The sequence below is a fragment of the Streptomyces atriruber genome (assembly GCF_001418325.1).
In the GTDB taxonomy this organism is placed as follows: domain Bacteria; phylum Actinomycetota; class Actinomycetes; order Streptomycetales; family Streptomycetaceae; genus Streptomyces; species Streptomyces atriruber.
In genome coordinates this window covers 12990-29306 of record NZ_LIPN01000107.1, presented here as the reverse complement: position 1 = coordinate 29306, position 16317 = coordinate 12990, and the positions used below count along the sequence as shown (strand labels likewise).

12 protein-coding genes are annotated in these 16317 nt (G+C 72.3%); 5 read left to right on the top strand and 7 right to left on the bottom strand.

Features of this window, described 5'->3' with window-relative positions:
• Window positions 1-14: 14 nt before the first annotated feature.
• Together AOK03_RS12785 and AOK03_RS12780 are read right to left on the bottom strand one after the other, a co-directional pair.
• Complete coding sequence (locus AOK03_RS12785; RefSeq protein WP_244177592.1) at window positions 15-614, bottom strand: hypothetical protein; 600 nt, start codon at window positions 612-614, stop codon at window positions 15-17.
• Between the two features lie 157 nt (window positions 615-771).
• Window positions 772-1137, bottom strand: a complete 366-nt coding sequence (locus AOK03_RS12780) for a hypothetical protein (protein ID WP_079074681.1) — start codon at window positions 1135-1137, stop codon at window positions 772-774.
• 195 nt (window positions 1138-1332) lie between these two features.
• On the opposite strand from AOK03_RS12780, the gene AOK03_RS12775 reads away from it, so the two are divergent.
• Window positions 1333-3381 carry a hypothetical protein gene (locus AOK03_RS12775; protein WP_063792491.1) on the top strand — a complete coding sequence of 683 codons (2049 nt, stop codon included), beginning with the start codon at window positions 1333-1335 and terminating at the stop codon, window positions 3379-3381.
• Between the two features lie 62 nt (window positions 3382-3443).
• Window positions 3444-3746: a hypothetical protein gene (locus AOK03_RS12770; protein ID WP_055565339.1), complete on the top strand. Its 303-nt coding sequence runs from the start codon at window positions 3444-3446 to the stop codon at window positions 3744-3746.
• Between the two features lie 165 nt (window positions 3747-3911).
• Here AOK03_RS12770 and AOK03_RS12765 read toward each other — a convergent pair whose 3' ends face one another.
• From AOK03_RS12765 to AOK03_RS12755, 3 genes are all read right to left on the bottom strand, one after another.
• Window positions 3912-6641, bottom strand: coding sequence for a tetratricopeptide repeat protein (locus tag AOK03_RS12765; RefSeq protein WP_079074680.1), 2730 nt, complete (start codon window positions 6639-6641; stop codon window positions 3912-3914).
• A gap of 218 nt (window positions 6642-6859) precedes the next feature.
• Complete coding sequence (locus AOK03_RS12760; RefSeq protein ID WP_079074679.1) at window positions 6860-7915, bottom strand: methyltransferase; 1056 nt, start codon at window positions 7913-7915, stop codon at window positions 6860-6862.
• A gap of 164 nt (window positions 7916-8079) precedes the next feature.
• The gene (locus AOK03_RS12755) at window positions 8080-9549 is read right to left on the bottom strand and encodes an MFS transporter (protein WP_055565336.1); all 1470 of its coding nucleotides are present in this window, start codon (window positions 9547-9549) and stop codon (window positions 8080-8082) included.
• A 213-nt stretch (window positions 9550-9762) separates the two neighbouring features.
• Here AOK03_RS12755 and AOK03_RS12750 point away from each other — a divergent pair, with 213 nt between their 5' ends.
• The 3 genes from AOK03_RS12750 (at window position 9763) to AOK03_RS12740 (ending at window position 12502) form a co-directional block, all read left to right on the top strand.
• Window positions 9763-10209 carry a MarR family winged helix-turn-helix transcriptional regulator gene (locus AOK03_RS12750; protein WP_055565335.1) on the top strand — a complete coding sequence of 149 codons (447 nt, stop codon included), beginning with the start codon at window positions 9763-9765 and terminating at the stop codon, window positions 10207-10209.
• 551 nt (window positions 10210-10760) lie between these two features.
• A complete protein-coding gene (locus AOK03_RS12745; RefSeq protein ID WP_055565334.1) occupies window positions 10761-11717 on the top strand; it encodes an ATP-binding cassette domain-containing protein in 957 nt (318 codons plus the stop codon).
• The gene (locus AOK03_RS12740; RefSeq protein ID WP_055565333.1) at window positions 11714-12502 is read left to right on the top strand and encodes an ABC transporter permease; all 789 of its coding nucleotides are present in this window, start codon (window positions 11714-11716) and stop codon (window positions 12500-12502) included. The genes AOK03_RS12745 and AOK03_RS12740 overlap by 4 nt, the downstream gene beginning before the upstream one ends.
• Here the strand turns inward: AOK03_RS12740 and AOK03_RS12735 are convergent.
• Both AOK03_RS12735 and AOK03_RS12730 read right to left on the bottom strand, forming a co-directional pair.
• Window positions 12423-15677 (bottom strand): ATP-binding protein, encoded by a 3255-nt coding sequence (locus AOK03_RS12735; RefSeq protein ID WP_079074677.1) that lies wholly within the window; start codon window positions 15675-15677, stop codon window positions 12423-12425. The genes AOK03_RS12740 and AOK03_RS12735 overlap by 80 nt on opposite strands.
• Window positions 15674-16261 (bottom strand): CGNR zinc finger domain-containing protein, encoded by a 588-nt coding sequence (locus AOK03_RS12730; RefSeq protein WP_055565332.1) that lies wholly within the window; start codon window positions 16259-16261, stop codon window positions 15674-15676. Before AOK03_RS12730 ends, AOK03_RS12735 begins: the two co-directional genes overlap by 4 nt.
• Window positions 16262-16317: the final 56 nt, after the last annotated feature.

The following is a 16317-nucleotide window of genomic DNA, read 5'->3' as shown; positions in this document are numbered from 1 at the left end:
ATGCCGAGGTCGGATCAGTAGAGCTTGTTCACTGCCGTGGCGGTCGTGGTCTTGAAGTCCGCGACCTGAGCGTCCGCGAAACCGCCCATCTGACCCCAGTGCACGAGCGTCACCGTGTTGCCGTCACGGCCCACCGAGAACATGTTGATGTCGTTGGCCCCCCACGTGGCGGTCGTGTGGACGCCGTACACGTGGGCGCCCTCCTCGGCGTTCACCTTCCCGTAGTACTTCTGCTCCGCGGTGATGTCGGGGTACTCCTGCATCACCTTCTTCGCGCAACCGTCGAGGTTCTTGCGCAGCAGAGCGGCGAAGTCCTTGGCCCGCTGCTCGCTGCGCTCGACCACGGTCACCTGGAGCGCGTTGGTGTCGAGGTCGGTCCGGTAGGCACGGTGCACCGAGATCGACGGCAGTGCTTCACCGACGCACATCGGCAGCGGGTCGGGCTGCCCTGCCGTGACGGGCCCGGCGGTCCAGGCCGACGAGGCGTGCGGCGGCAGCTCGCTCGGCGACAGGAAGCGGGGTGTGCCGGCCGCGGCGGCCGGTACGGTTCCGGCGGCGACGCCCGCTGCTGCCAGCGCGGCCCCCACGGCGAGCAGTCCCTTGTTCACACGCATGTTCGTCTCCATTGTTTCCCCCAACAACTCATCCGGTCGGCGTGCTTGTCCGGGACCATGTGCGCGTCGGAAACCGCCCCCTTGATCCCACGCTCCATACGACCCGCGACCCCACGAGCTCGTTGCCCTTTCCCGCGTCACAGCTCTGTCTCCGGTGTCACTGAACGGCAACAGCGTGACACCGCCCGGCAGTCACCGCGCGCGCAGCCACTCGGTGCAGCAGGGTCTGCCCCGGGTGGTGGGCCGCCGTCCAGGCCCGATCCGCTTCGGTGATCTCGTCGTCGACCCACGCGATGGCGCGTCCGGCCGCATGCGCGACGAGCGTGCGCGTCTTCCAGTGGAGTCCGACCCGTTCGTCCGCGTCCGACGGTTCGGGCCACTCCACCAGGGGCAGCCGGGGCAGGCCGAGCCGCAGGGCGGCCGTGGACAGCAGCGGATGCGCCGCGGCCTCCCCCATAGCGGGTCCGGCGGGGTACGTCGGGTATCCGTCGGGCAGTTCCTGCGGTGGGGCGCCGAAGGGGATGAGCGGGCCGTCGACGTCGAGGAAGAGAAGGGGGGCGCCTCTGGGAACTGATCATGGCGTCACGTCAGCGGCGCACCCCCGCCGGGTCGTTGGCGTCGAGCGCTGCCTCCACCTCGGCTGTGACCAACGCATGATTCACTCGTTTGACGGAGGTCAGGACGCAACGTCGTCAGCCTTCGGAAGGTCTTTCGACCGATGAGCACATCGCAACGGCGCCGGGCCTCGGCGTTCGAACCCGTGGCCCTCGACCACGCCGAGGCCGTCATCGTGGACCAATACACGCGGCTCGTACGCCTCGCCTACCTCATACTTCCCGGAAAAATCAGCCGTCACCGGCGTGTACTCGCCGCCCATTCCCTGGTACAGCGCGCCCTGCCCGGCTTCCGGGAGCGGCACACGAAGGCCCGGATTCCGCTGCAGCGGAGGGGCCGTGGGACTGACGGCACGCCGGAGACGGAGCCCGCCAGGGCGGGCACGGCGTGGATGACCGCGCGTGTTCTGGGCGCGGCACTGGCCCACGACCGACGGCCGCGCGGGTGGCCGGACCGTCTGCCGCCGCCCCGCGCACTGCGCCCGGTGCTCCCGGTGGTCTGGGGACTGCGGCTGTTCCCCCGCGCGGGCGGCGCGGATGAGATCGCGCTCGCGCAGGTCCTCTCGGAGGTGTCCGCGCCCGCGCGCGCGGCGTTCGTGCTCTGCAAGCTGGACGGTCTGCCGCGCACCGAGGTCGTGGAACTGCTCGCCGCGGCCGACGTCTCCGATCCGGAGGCCGCACTGCAGGGCGCCTGCCGCGTCGAGGAGACGGTCGGGGACGCGGCGGGAACGCTGCTGCGCTCGCAGGAGTTCGACGCCTGTTCCGTGCAGACCCGGCCCACCGATCTGCTGCGCCGCCGACGCCGGATCCGGCTCGCCTGGTGCGCGGCGGGCATCGCCTCCATCAGCTGCGCGGCGCTGCTGACGGTCGGCCCCGTGCCCCTCTCCCGCGACGAACCGACGCGGCCGGTCGGTTCGCGCTCGGCCATCAGTGCCGACGCGTTGACCCGCACCTCGTCCGACGTCTGGGCCGACACCTCACGGGTGGACTTCAGCGCGTGGCCTGCGCGTGGTTCCCGCGTCGACGACCGCGCACTGCTCACCCGCGCGCTCGCCGCCTGGACGGACCCGCCGGCCGGCACCCGCGTCGGCGCGTCCGAGGCCACGACCACCGAACCGCCGCCCAAGGGAACCCAGTTGCTCTACGCAGGTGACGTGGGCGGCGGGGCGGTCGTACTGTTCCACGACGGCAGGCGCGTGGTCCGCTACGTGGAACCGGCCACCCCGACGGAACCCGCGTCCCTGGACTTCTCCCGCGCCGACGACTCCGACGTGACCACGGCCGCGGCACTCGCCGTCAGCCGCAAGGACGGCAAGATCCGTTACCTCACCGCTCCGTGGATCGCGGAGGCCCAGACGCGCGATCTGCTGCGCCCCAACTCCCCCGGCCGACCGCTCGACGTGTCCGGCCAGGGTCTCACCGCGGCCGTCGACGCGCCCTCGGCCGCGGGATCGTGCGACAGCATGCCGGTGCTCCAACTGCGCTCGTCCAACCGCATCGTGGAGAAGCACGCCTTCCTCGTCGCGGACCTCGGCGAGCTGACTCCCGTGCACCTCAGCTACACCCCGCTGCCCGGTACCGGCGCCCCGGCCCGCCAGCCGCGCGAGGCCACCAGCGGCACGGCGTTGCAGAGCTGGGCCCGGGGCGCGTGCCGCCTCTCCGAGCTGCGCGGCAGCGGTGTGCGGGCCGTGAACCATTGGGATTACGCCGCGCAGGACCTGCCCGAGAAGGGCGGCAGAGCCGTGTGGTCCTGCACGCGCGCCTCGACCTGGCGCGGCCCGGGGAGCGTCCTGCTCCAGTTCCGCACGTCCACCGAGGCCGCGACGGCTCCGGCGAAGGTCGTGGGGCGGGCCCGCTCGACCGCCGCCTGCAGCCGGTTCGGCCAGCACGTCGTGGCCGACACGCGGTGGACGGCGGGCTCGGGTCACCGGTACCTCCTCGCCGCGGGCAGCCGCGAGGTCACCCGGATCATGGTCACCGGGGACGTCGACACGGAGCGGCGCGGCCGCGCCCTGGCCGTCCGGGCACCCGAGGACGCACGGGTGACGGTGCGGGCACACCTCGCGGACGGTGAGGACCTGGACGAGGTGAGCTCTGGTACGAACCCGCGGCCCGGCCCGGCAACGGCCGGTTCGGGCGGCGGACGTCGATGACGTAGTCGTACGCGTGCCGCCAGCCGTGGGGGCCCGCGTACGCATCGGCGAACGTGAGACCGGTGAGCCTCGCCGCCGCGGCGGTCATCCCCGCGGCGGCGACCAGCCCTCCCGCGAGCGGACAGGTCAGCAGCAAGCAGCCGCACCTGAGCGAGCCCGCCGACCGGGGTCAGGACCAGCGACACCGCGCCCACCCCGCGCCGCAGGCGTTCCCTGACGAGCACCACCGCGTTGACGATGACCATGGATCCGGCGGCGGCCGCGACGAGGGCCAGGGCGAGCAGGTAGTCGCGCTCTTCAGGCAGGATTCCGGGGATGGTCGCCTTGAACGTGGGCGTGAAGGCGGCCCAGGCGGCCTGCAGTAGGAAGATGAGGACGTACGCCTGCCACACCTGGTCCACGAAGGGCAGGACGAGCGCGGTCCCGGCCCGGACACCGTCCATCGTCGCCATCAGGGTGCTGCGGGGCACGCGATCGGCGAGGGCGCTGATCAGTGGGCCGTACGCTCCCTCGGTACTGGAACGAGGCCGTCAGTCCCGTGCGGTACGGCGGCCCTCGGTCGTGGCGGCTTTGGCGCCGATGCGGTCGTAGAGGCGGGCCGCCTGCCGCAGGTCGGCCATCGCGGCCTCCGCGTCGCCCGTGAGGAGTTGACTGCGCGCCGCTCCCTCCAGTGCGGTGGCTTCGTCGAGCGGGCTGCCCACCAGGCGGGCGAGTTCGAGGGCCTTGCGGTAGGCGGTGAGACTCTCCGCGGCACCGGTCGCCGCGGTGCGGAGGGCACCGACGCTGTTCCAGACCTCCGCCTCGCCCTGGGGGTCGCCGACCTGCTGGAAGAGGTGCAGTGCCTGTTCGTAGAGGTCGGCGGCGGTCGCGTACGCACCGGCTGAGTAGTGCGTGCGCCCCAGGTCGTGGAGAGCGTTGCACCGGCCGTGAGGGGAGCCGATCTCCTCAAACAACTCCAGTGCCTGCCGGTGGAGGTCGGCGGCTCCCTCGTTGTCACCTGCCGCGTAGCGGACACGCCCCAGGTTGTTCAGCCCGTTCGCCCGGCCGTGCCGGTCCCCCAGCTGCACGAAGAGCTCCAGCGCACGCTCGTGGAGTGCCGCGGCCGCCACGTAATCCCCCATCACGAAACGGGCGCGCCCCAGGTTGTTCAGCCCGTTCGCCCGGCCGTGCCGGTCCCCCAGCTCCTCGAAGAGCTCCAGCGCACGCTCGTGGAGTGCCGCGGCCGCCACGTAATCCCCCATCACGAAGCGGACACGCCCCAGGTCCTGGAGCGCGTTGGCCTGTCCGTGCCGGTCGCCCAGTTCTTCGAAAAGGGCGAGCGCTCGCTCCTGGAAGCCGGTCGCCGCCTCGTACTCTCCCGTCAGGTAGCGGACGAAGCCGAGGCACAGGAGCGTGCTGCCCTGACCGCAGCGGTCGCCGACCGCGTCGAAGAGGGCCAGGGCACGCCCGCTCAGTTCGGTGGAAGCGGTGTAGTCCGCGGTCATGTACCGGACTCGGCCCAGGCCATGGAGCGCATTGGCCTGGCCGTGGCGGTCACCCAGCTCTTGGAAGAGAGCCAGTGCGCGCGCGTGGAAGCCGCTCGCCGCCGCGTAGTCGTCGGCCGTGGCGCGCACGCGGCCGAGACCGTGGAGAGCCTGCGCCTGCCCAGAACGGTCACCGAGTTCCTCGAACAGGGCCAGCGCACGCTCGTGGAAGTCGGTCGAGACAGCGAAGTCGCCTGTCGCGTATCGGATGAAGCCCAGTTCGACAAGGGCGTGGGCCTCGCTGTGCGGGTCCCCGGTGGCGCGGGCCGCCGCGACCGCCCGCTCGTGGAGCGCCACGGCTTGGGACCAGGGGCCCTCGCGGAGCAGGAACGGAGCCAGGGCGGCGGTGAGACCGACGACCTGCTCCCGCTGCTCGTGGTCGGCCGCGTGGTCGAGACAGGCCAGTACGTTGGCCCGCTCGGTCCGCAGCCAGTTCAGGGCGCTGCCCGCGTCGGGCAGCCCGGGACATACGGGTCCGCGCGCCCAAATGACCCTCTCGGCCTGCTCGGCGGTGCTCCGGTAGTACTCCACGAGGCGTCCGAGCGCGCGATCGCAGTCGTCGGCGGTCTCTTCGCAGGCGCTGCGATGGGCGGCGAACTCCCGGAGCAGGCCGTGGAGGCTGTACCGACGGGGCGCCATCTCCTCCAGCAGGTGATCCGTGTAAAGCGCCTCCAGTCCGTCGCGTGCCTCGGCGTCCGAGATGCCGTCCAGCGCGGCTGCGGCGCGCAGGTCGATGTCGGGTCCGGGGTGCAGGCCCAGTCTCCGGAAGAGCCGGCGTCGACCGGGCGGCAGGTCCTGGTAGGAGAGCGCGAAGGCGGCGCTGACCGCGCGCTTGCGGGCGACCAGATGGTCGAGCCGGTCCGTGGTGGCGGTGAAGTCGGCTGCGAGGTCCGCCAAGGTCCAGGTGGGGCGGTGGGAGAGGCGTCCGGCGAGCAGCACGATCGCCAGCGGCAGCCGGCCGCAGAGCTCCACGATGTTGTCGAGCACCTCGGTGTCGCCCTCACCGATGCCGACCGCATGGTCGGCGGCGGCGTCGTGCGGAGCGCCGCGCGTGCCGCGGTGTGCCAGGCGGCCGAAGAGCGTCATGGCCTCGTCGTGGGGCAGCGTGCCGAGGGACCACGGTTTACCACCGTCGAGGTCGACCAACCGGCTGCGGCTGGTCACCAACGTGAGACAACTCGGTCCGCCGGGCAGCAGCGACTCGATCTGGTCGCTGTCGGCGGCGTCATCCAGCACGAGCAGGACACGGCGGCCCGCGAGTTGATCGCGCCACAGGCCGCTCCGGCCGTCCAAGGAGGTGGGCAGACTGCGCGGGTCCATGCCGAGCCCCGCGAGAAGCGTCGCGAGCACGTCCACCGGGTCCGCAGGGGCCTGCCCCTGCGCATGTGCGCGCAGGTCGACGAAGAACTGGCCGTCGGGAAATTGACCAGCGAGGAGGTGCGCGGCCCTGGTGACGAGAGCCGTTTTGCCCACGCCGGGCATTCCGTTGATGGTGTGGATCCGTACCTCGCCCGACGCGATCGCGCCCAACAGCAGCCGCAGCTCTTCGTCACGTCCCGTGAAGTAAAGGGTGTCCCTGCGGAGTCCGCGGATGACCGTGGGCCGCACCGGGGCGGGCGCCTCGTGCACGTGCGTGGTCCTGTGGAGGTCCCGGCCCGCCTGGTAGGCCTCCCCCGAGCCGTCCGCCGCGGCCTCTTGCCGTACCCGCTGGGGCGGCGGGCCCTCAGCACTGGTCATGCGGGGCCGGACAGCGTGTGGAACACGTCGCGACCGGCCCGGCCCCCGACACCGCCCAGATTCATCTCCCACCCCCACCGGAGAAGCCCTCGGGAGAAGCACTCGAAAGGCTCTCGTAAAGCCCTCGGAGAAGCCTTGCTGCCACTGGGCCCCACTGTAGAAGGCGGGCCGAAGGCGCGGGAAGAAACGAGCGGACGCGAGGCGGCGCGCGGCCGTCGCTACACGGCGGTCGCCTCGAGCACGCACATGGGGCCGCCCGTCTGCACCACGCGGTCGAGGCGGAAGCCCGAACCCGTCAGCAGGGACTGCCAGTCGGCACGACTGCGTTCCCGTCCTTCCAGCATGCCCATCATCGTGAGGTCGAGCAGCGTCGCGACCTCCGGGGCCGCTCCCTCGTCCAGGACGGTTTCCACGAGGAAGAGGCGGGCCCCGGTTCCGGCGGCCTCATGTACGCGGTCCAGCAGGGTGGCGCACTGCTCGTCGTTCCAGTCGTGGAGGATGAAGCAGGCCAGATACGCGTCCGCGCCCGGCGGCACGCTCTCGAAGAAGTCGCCGCCCCAGGTGCCGATCCGGTCGGACACCCCGGCCTCGCGCAGCACGGGCGCGGCGGCGGTCACGACGTGCGGCAGGTCGAAGACGGTGCCCCACAGCCACTCGTGCCGCCGGGCGAGCTCGGCGAGCGCCGTGCCGTCGGCGCCGCCGATGTCGACCAGGTGGTGCACCTTGCGCAGGTCGAGGCTGTCGAGGGCGTCCTGCCGGAGCGCGAGCAGGTTGCCCATGGCGGCAGTGAAGCCGTCGAGCCTGTCCTGCTCCTCCGCGAGCCAGTCGAAGAGCGGCTTGCCGAACTCCCGTTCGGCGGCGGGCACTCCGTCGTGCAGGGTGGACCAGAGGCCGGCGAAGGGCCCGTAGTGGGTGTCCATCCACATGAGGGCGACATCGCGCAGCGAATCGGCCGCGTCGGTGCACAGGGTGTGTCCCAGGGGGCCGAGGCCGACGGTGTCCTGGGCCGCGTCGAACGCGAAGACCTGCTCGGCGGCGAGCGTGCGTACCAGCCGCCGCAACAGGTCGGGGCGGACACCGGCGGCCGCGGCCACCTCGGCGACCGGCCTGGGGCCGTCGGCCAGTTGGTCGGCCACGCCCGCGCGGGCGACCACGTAGAGGGCCTGGGATACCTGGAATCCGCCGAGCAGGCGCAGCATCGCGACGGCCGGGGCGCGCCTGCCGGTGGCGGAATCCGTGTCGGCAGCGGAAGTGGAGGGTCCGTTCAGCAACATGATCGAAGGCCTACCCCCGGGGATGATCGCGCACCACCCCCCTCGCCCGTCTGTGGCCGAAAGACCCTCCGCCGTCACGCCGAACGGGCCACCCCACCCCGCTCTCCGGCGCGCCGGGCAAAGCCCCAGGTCAAGCCACGGAGCAGAGCTGAATCAGGCGCCGATCAGGCCTTCGTCCCCGGCGCCTCGGCGGCCGTGGCGGCAGCCTGGACCGCGGCGGGTTCGGCTCGGCCGACTGACTGACGTACGGGGATCAGCGAGGCGACGATCGCGGCCGTCAGAGCCACTCCGCAGCCGATCGCCAAGGCGACGCGGAAGCCGTTCTCGGAGGGCAGGGCGTAGCCCCCGAAGTCCGTGGTCAGCTGCGCCAGGACGACGCCGATGACGGCTGCGGAGACCGAGCTGCCGATCGAACGCATCAGGGTGTTGAAGCTGTTGGCCGACGCGGTCTCCGAAGGGGGCACGGCGCCCATGATGAGGGCGGGCATCGCACCGTAGGCGAAGCCGACGCCCGTGTTGCAGACGATCGTCACGATCAGCAGGCTCCAGGTGGAACCGGAGCTGATCAGGGGCAGGCCGAGGCCGTAGCCCGCGGCGATGACGAGACTGCCCACGGCGAGGGTGACCTTGGGGCCGCGGGCGGCGGACAGCTTGGCGCCCAGGGGCGACATGGCCATCATCATCAGACCGGCCGGTGCCATCCACAGGCCCATGGCGACCATCGACTGGCCCAGGCCGTAGCCGGTGGCTTCGGGGAGCTGGAGCAGCTGCGGTACGACCAACGACTGGGCGTACATGGAGAATCCGACCAGGACCGAGGCGGCGTTCGTCATCAGTACCTGGGGCCGGGCGGTCACCCGCAGGTCGACCAGGGGGTCGCTCAGGCGCAGTTCCCACCAGGCCCAGGCCAGCAGCGTGACGACGGCGCCGGCGAAAAGGCCCAGCGTGGTGGCGCTCCCCCAGCCCCAGTCGGCGCCCTTGGAGACACCGAGCAGCAGGCAGACCAGTCCGGCTCCCAGGCCGACGGCACCGAGCCCGTCGAAGCCGCCGCGCGCCGTGTCCTCCCGGTCCTCGGGCACGAGGGTGACGATCAGGGCGCCGACGGCGAGGGCCAGCGCGGCGACGACCCAGAACAGCACACGCCAGCTGGCGTTCTCGGCGATGGCGGCCGCGAGCGGAAGACCGAGCGCGCCGCCCACGCCCATGGACGCGCTCATGATGGCGATGGCCGAGCCGAGACGCTCCGCGGGCACGATGTCGCGCAGCAGGCTGATGCCGAGCGGTACGACACCCATGCCCATGCCCTGCAGTCCGCGCCCGGCGATCATCGGGACCACGGACGAGGACACGGCGCACACCACTGAGCCCACGAGCAGGGGCATCAGGGATGCGAGCAGCATGCGGCGCTTGCCGAACATGTCACCGAGGCGCCCGGCGACGGGCGTGGCCACGGCGGCGGCCAGCAGGGGGGCCGTGATGACCCACGAGGCGTTGGACGGGGAGGTGTCGAGCAGGTCGGGAAGTTCCGCGATCAGCGGCACGACCAAGGTCTGCGTGATCGCCGCCACGATGCCACCGAAGGCGAGGATGCCGATGACGGCTCCCGGCCGGGTCGCTGGTTGTGCACTGTCCACGGGTGCTCCCTGTTGCTGCCATGCCGTGGCACGACACCACGGGATCGTTGTGCACCGTACACGAGATGTGCATGGTGCATGAGACGTGCACCATGCATCCCATGTGCAACATGCATACAATCCGTGATATATCTACTCCAGGGCGGCCGCCTGGACCGTCCCGGCCCGTCCCGACCGGGAGGCAAGCCGAAGGGGAGCCGAAGGGAAGCTCACATGGACAAGCCGCTGGATCAGATCGAGTTCGAGACCATGCTCCTCGGCCGCCACATGAGCCTGCTCACCTCGCGCGGCGGCGAACGCCTCGATCGCAGCGCCTACATCCTTCTCAGCCGCATCCTGGCCGAAGGGCCCATGTCCATCGGCCAGTTGAGGGACGCGTTCGGCCTGGACACCTCCACCCTGAACCGGCAGACCGCCGCGATGCTGCGCGCCGGTGTCGTCGAGCGCATTCCCGACCCCGACGGCGGCATCGCCCGCAAGTTCGCCATCACCGAGGAGGGCGAGCGGCGCCTGGCCAACGACCGGTCCGAGAACCTCACGGGCCTGGGGAAACTCCTCGCCGACTGGACGCCCGAGGAAGCGACTCAGCTCGCGGACTGCCTCGGCCGTCTCAACCGTGACATCGAACGCCTCGACGGCCGCCCCTGGCCGCGCGACTGAGCGGCTCAGCGTCCGCCGCCCGCTCCCCATCCGTCAGCGAGGCCCGAGTCGGTCGGCCGACGGCGACGACTCGCCGTCCAGCGCCGTCCAGCGCCGTCCAGCGCCGTCCAGCGCCGTCCAGCGCCGTCCAGAATAGCCCTGGACAGAGTCGCCGCCCGCTGCCATCGTCGAGGAGGAGACGCACGAGACAGACCGGTCTTTCTGCCCTGCCGACCATGGCTCACCGTCCCGACTCGCAACCCCAACCACCACCACAGGTCCCGGTGTACTCACCAACCGGCAGGCAGCCGACGCGGGAGAGATCCGGCCACCTGCCCGCCACCGGGAGCCGTCCCGACGGGTGGGGCCGCGAAGCTCCCTGGCGCGCCCCTCCCGCCAGGTGAGGCCGCCCCACCCGTCGGACGCGCAACGCGCGCCCTTCAGCCTGAAACCACCGTGAGACCGCGCTGAAAGCGTCCCGCCCCACCCTCTGTCGCATGACGACAAGAAGCACGGCGGGGACAACAACCGCCACCACCGCATCCACCGGTTCGCCCGCGCCCTCACCCGCCATGGCCATCGCCGCGCACGGGCTGCGCAAGACCTATGGCGACAAGACCGCCCTCGACGGCATCGATCTCGCCGTGCCGGGCGGAAGCGTCTTCTCCCTGCTCGGTCCGAACGGGGCCGGGAAGACCACCGCCGTCAAGATCCTCTCCACCCTCGTCTCCCCCGATCCGGCCTCCGGCGAGGTGCGTGTCGGCGGATTCGACCTCGCCGCCGATCCACAGGCGGTGCGTGCCGCGATCGGTGTCACCGGACAGTTCAGTGCGATCGACAGCCTCCTCACCGGTGAGGAGAACATGCTGCTCATGGCGGACCTGCAGCACCTTCCCCGCCAGGAGGGCCGTCGGGCCGCCGCCGCGTTGCTGGAGCGCTTCGATCTGGTGGAGGCGGCCAAGAAGACCGCCCTCGGCTACTCCGGCGGCATGCGGCGTCGGCTCGACATCGCCATGACCCTGATCGGCAGGCCGCGGATCATCTTTCTCGACGAGCCGACCACCGGCCTCGATCCCCGCTCCCGCCACAACATGTGGGAAGCCGTGCGGGAGTTGGTGGCCGAGGGCGTCACCGTCTTCCTCACCACCCAGTACCTGGAGGAGGCCGACCAACTCTCCGATCACATCGCCGTGTTGAGCGGCGGCAGGATCGCCGCCGAGGGGAGCCCCGACGAGTTGAAGCGGCTGGTGCCCGGCGGGCACGTGCGGGTGCGGTTCGACGACCCGGTCGCGTACCGGGCCGCTGCCGCGGCACTGCGGGAGGCCGGCACCGACGACGAGGCGCTGTCACTGCGGGTTCCCGGCGACGGCAGCCAGCGCGAACTGCGCTCCCTCCTCCACCGGCTGGATTCGGCGGGCGTCGAGGCGGCCGAACTGACCGTGCACACCCCCGACCTGGACGACGTGTTCTTCGCCCTGACCGGCAGCGACGACCAGCACACGACGCAGTCCCGGGAGGCCCACAGGTGAGCGCCCTGTCCCTCGCCCTGCGCGACTCGTCCACGATGTTGCGCCGCAATCTCCTGCACGTGCGGCGCTATCCGTCCCTCACCTTGAACGTTCTGCTGACACCGGTCGTCCTGCTCCTCCTCTTCGTCTACATCTTCGGCGACGTGATGAGCGCGGGCATCGGCGGCGGGGCCGACCGCTCCGAGTACGTCGACTATCTGGTTCCGGGCATCCTGCTGATGACCATCGGCGGCACCCTCGTCGGCACCGCGGTATCCGTCTCCATGGACATGACCGAGGGCATCATCGCCCGCTTCCGCACGATGGCGATCCACCGCGGCTCCGTGCTCGTCGGGCACGTCGTCAGCAGCGTGCTGCAGTCGGTCGCCAGTGTGGTCCTCGTCGGAGCCGTCGCCGTGGCCATCGGTTTCCGGTCCACGGATGCCACCGCCGTGGAGTGGCTGGCGGCGTTCGGGCTCCTCTCGCTGGTCGCCCTCGCGCTCACCTGGATCGCCGTCGGCGTGGGGATGATCAGCCCGAACCCCGAGGCGGCCGGCAACAACGCGGTGCCGCTGATCATCCTGCCGTTCCTCTCCAGCGCCTTCGTGCCGATCGAGGCGATGCCGGGCTGGTTCCGGCCGGTCGCCGAGTACCAACCGTTCACACCGGCCATCGAGACCCTGCGCGGTCTGCTCCTCGGAACCGGGATCGGCGCCAACGGCTGGCTCAGCGTCGCCTGGTGTCTGGGTCTCGCCCTGTTCGGCTACTTCTGGTCGGCGTCCCTGTTCCAACGCTCCCCGGGCTGAGCAGGAGCGCGCGGGCTGCCGCGCGCAGTCCGTCCCGCCCCAGGGCGGCGTACGCCGACACCGCGTCGGCGTACGCCGCCCTGTCGGTGGCCTCGGCCGCCTGCCGGGCACGGTCCGCCGACATCGTCGGCTGGAACTCGCGCAGCACCCGCATCCGCTCGGCCAGCGCGATCATCCGTACGGCCGATGCGTCACCGGACACGGCCCCCGCCATGCCGAGCGCGTGCAGCACCGTCCCCACGACAGGGAGATCCGTGGCCGGGGCGGACGGGCCGGACAGCAGGGCGCGCAGCCGCTGCCGCAGCCGGTCGACCGGCTCCGCGACGAGGTCTGGACGACCCTCGTGTGCGTGCGCGGTCACCGCCGCCGACTGGATCTCCAGCGCCCACGGGTCGGCCCAGGGGTCGCCGCCGTACAACGGGCTCGCCTCGGGCAGCCGCTCCACGGCACTGCGCCAGAGACCGAGGCCCGTCTCCGTCAGTCCGCGGGCGAGCGCGATCTCCGCGCGCGTGCCGAGGGCGGGGCTGTAGAAGGCGTCCTGCGGCGGCAGATCGTCGTCCTCCGCACGGTGGAGCCAGTACTCGGCCTCGTCGGGGTTGCCGCGCTGGAGACAGGCGAGGGCCAGGCCCTGCCGGATGCCGACGTAGTCGTGCTCGTCGCCGAGCCGCGGCAGCACGTCGAGTACGGCCTGCAGGTGCTCGTACGCGGCCTCGCCCCGCGCCATCTGCAGGCACAGCTCGCTCAGTCGGGCGTGGCCCATCACCCGCAGGACCGGGCTGTCGACCGGCCCCAGCGCGGCGATCATCCGGTGGGCCGAGCCGAGCGCGCGGTCGAAGTCGTGCTCGTACTTCCATACGTAGGTGGCGACGCATTCGGCGACGGCGGCGACCAGCGGCTGGTCGCTCGCGCAGAGTTCGCGCAGCACGGCGTAGTCGGGGGGCCGCATCGTGGGGATCGCGCTCAGCACCACCGCGGTGGCGCCCAGCAGCGTGTCCGGTGCGGCCGGGGGCAGCCGCCGCAGGATGACCAGCTGGCGTACCGCGTGCGGGCCGCAGTCCATGAACAGGCTCGCCGTGCACAACACCGCTGCCGCGCGGGCGACTTCGACGTATTCGGGTGCGGGGCGGTAGTGCGACAGCGGTGGGCCGGTCTCGGCGGCGAGGGCGACGAGGCGGGAGTAGTTCAGGTCGGTGGACCACAGGGCGGCGAGGACGGCGGTGAGGGCCGCGGTCGCGGGACCGTCCGCACGGGCCAGCGCGTACCTCAGGGCCAGGACGAGATTGTCCTGTTCGGGCCTGATCCGCTCCCGGGCGGCATGGGGGCTTTCGGGGTCTTCGAGGGCCGCGGGGGCCGTAGGGGCTGCGGGTCCTGCGGAGTCGACGAGCAGGTCGTGGTTCGCGACGCCGAAATCCCGTGCCCAGGTGAGGAAGTGGCCGACGGCCGCCTCCTCCTCGCCCGCCTCGGCGCGCCGGGCGGCGCTGAACTCCCGTACCGTCTCCAGCATCCGGAACCGCACACCGGCGGGCGCGTCGGCGACGGTCAGCAGCGACTGGTCCACCACCTGCTGCACCACGGACAGCGCGTCCTCACCGAGCACCTTCTCCGCCGCTTCTGCGGAGAAGCCGCCGGGGAAGACGGAGAGCGTGCGCAGCGCGGCCGCGGCCTCCGCCGTGAGCAGGTTCCAACTCCACTCCACGACCGCGTGCAGCGTGCGGTGCCGCTCCGGTACGTCCCGGGCGCCGCCCCGCAGCAGGGCGAACCGGTCGCCGAGACGGCGGGCTATCTGCGGCACGGAGAGGACCCTGACCCGGGCGGCGGCCAACTCCACGGCGAGGGGCAGCCCGTCGAGGTGCTGGCAGAGCTCGGCCACCGCGTCCGGCGGCAGCTCCACACCGGGCCGGGCGGCCCGGGCCCGCTGCGCGAACAGTTCGGCCGCGATGTCGGGGCCCAGCTCCGGCAGCGCGTACAACGCCTCCGACGTGAGGTCCAGCGGGGCACGGCTGGTGGCGAGCACCCGCAGGTCCTTCGAGGTCGACACCAGGGTCCGTACGAGGTCGGCGGCGCCCCGGACGATCTGCTCGCAGTTGTCGAGGACCAGCAGGGCGGGCCCGGCACCGAGCACGGCACGGATGCCCGCCACCGGGTCGGCGGGGACGTGGCCGCCGAGAGTGCCGTGCCGCCCCTCCCCCGCGCCGAGCGCGGAGGCCACTTCCGCGGCCACGTCGTCGTCGGCGGTGACACCGGCGAGCGGCACGAAATGCACCACGCGCTGTTCGGCCCGGCGGCTGACGGCGTGCGCGAGCCGAGTCTTGCCGAGGCCGCCGGGGCCGACGACGGTGACGGCACGTGAGGCGCGCAGCAGCCGCAGCACCGCCGCGATGTCCTCGTCCCGGCCGAGGAGTTGGTTCGGCTCGTGTGGCACGCCGGGTCCGGCGGCGGGTGTCCCGCCGCGCAGCAGCTCCTGCTGTACGGCCCTGAGCCCGGCGCCCGGTTCCGTGCCGAGGGCGTCGCGCAGCTCACGCCGGTACGCCTCGTACCGCGTCACCGCGGCGGACGGGCCTGCCGTCGCCGCCTCGCCGCGCAGGGCCTCGGCGAGCACCTCCTCGTCGCGCGGGTGCTCCGCCGCGATGACGGCCAGCGGGGCGGCGGCCTCCGCGTGTCGTCCGAGGCGGGCGAGTGCGAGCGCCCGTGCGCGCACGAGGGTGTCGCGGACAGCGGCGCGGTCGGCGCGCAGCGCGGCCACGAGGTCGTCGGTGGTGCCCGCGCCACCGGGGACGCTCTCGGGCGCCCCCTCCCACAGGGCGATTCCGGCCTCGGCCGCCACCAGCGAGCCCGCATGGTCCCCCGCCCTGGACCGGTCGGCGCTCGCGGCGGCGTGCAGGAGGACGGCTGAGCTGTCGACCTGCTCCTCGGCGAGTGCGAGTCGGTACCCGGCCGGCGTGTTGGCGATGACGTCGGCACCCAGCTGTGCCCGCGCCCTGGACACGAGGACCTGCAGCGCCTTGCCCGGCCGGTCGGGCAGCCGGTCCGGCCACAGCCCCGCCACGAGCCGCTCGACGCTGCAGCCGGTGCGCAGGTCGCCCGCGAGCAGCGCGAGGAGGCCGCGGAGCCGGGGCGCGGTGACTTCTCGGCCGCGGTGGGCGACGCGCGGGAGCAGCGTGAGGTCGGTGGTCACCCGGCTTCCTCCGGAAGCTGCCGGGCCCGGTGCCTCGCGACGTTCAGGCGGTTGCCGCAGAGCCCCGGCGTGCAGTAGCGGCGGCGGCCCGCCTTGCTGGTGTCCACGAACATGCCGTCGCAGACGGGCGAGGCGCAGGGCCGGACGCGCTCGCCGCCGAGCGTGTGCAGGACGCCGAGCAGACCGGTGCCGATGAGTGCGGCCAGCTCGTCGGCGAGCGTGGCCCCGGGTCCCGTCGCCACGAACCACTGCCAGTGGCCGTCGGTGTCCCGCTCCAGGACCGGGCGTGTGCCTGCGCGTTCGACCAGTGCGTTGGCGCGGTCGGCGAGGCCGTCCTCGTCCCCGGACTCCAGCAGGGAACGTACTTCCCGGCGCAGTGCCAGTACCTGTTCCAGGTCCCTGTCCGTCGGGGCGCGCGCCGAGGACAGCGCATCCGGGGCCAGGTGGTGTTCGGCGAGGAAGTGCCCGAGGGCGGCCGCGTCCACGAGGACCTCGCCGGTGCTCCTGCGCACCAGGGCAGACGTGTTGACGAGGTCGGTCGCCACACCGGCCCCGAGGGTGTAATCGGAAAAAGAAGACTTCACGCCTTACTCCTGCTAGCGTAATCGGAGAAAGGACATTATACCGCTTACCCCGGGAG